A 391-nucleotide genomic window follows, 5' to 3' on the forward strand; every position below is an offset into this window, starting at 1 on the left:
ATCGTCAAGGACGTGGTGGTGCCGGAAGAATGGACCCTGATCCGCGGTGGTCCGGCGAGCCTCGATGCGCCGATCTACCGCTATCCCTCGCTTTGTTTCGCAGCGCAGGTGCTGGCGATCGTCGGCATCGGCGTGGCGCGTTCGGCGCTGGACGACGTGATCGCGATGGCCGGCAGCCGCGCCTCGATCACCGGCGCGCCCGTGATGGCCGATCGCGGCTATGTCCAGCTCGAAGTTGCACGAGCCGAGGCGATGCTGCGTTCGGCGCGCAGCTTCTTCTATGACGCAACCGACGCGCTGTGGAGCGAAGTGCTCGCAGGCGCGCCGACGCAAAAGACGATGACGCTGATGCGGCTTGCGGCCACCAACGCCGCCCGCTGCGGTGCAGAGG

1 protein-coding gene is annotated in these 391 nt (G+C 67.5%); it reads left to right on the top strand.

Going from position 1 to position 391, the window contains the following annotated elements:
• On the top strand, window positions 1-391 hold a 391-nt coding region (locus tag I6F36_RS39340), incomplete at both ends, for an acyl-CoA dehydrogenase family protein (RefSeq protein WP_276573766.1).

The organism is Bradyrhizobium sp. BRP19 (assembly GCF_020194195.1).
Taxonomy (GTDB): Bacteria; Pseudomonadota; Alphaproteobacteria; order Rhizobiales; family Xanthobacteraceae; genus Bradyrhizobium; species Bradyrhizobium yuanmingense.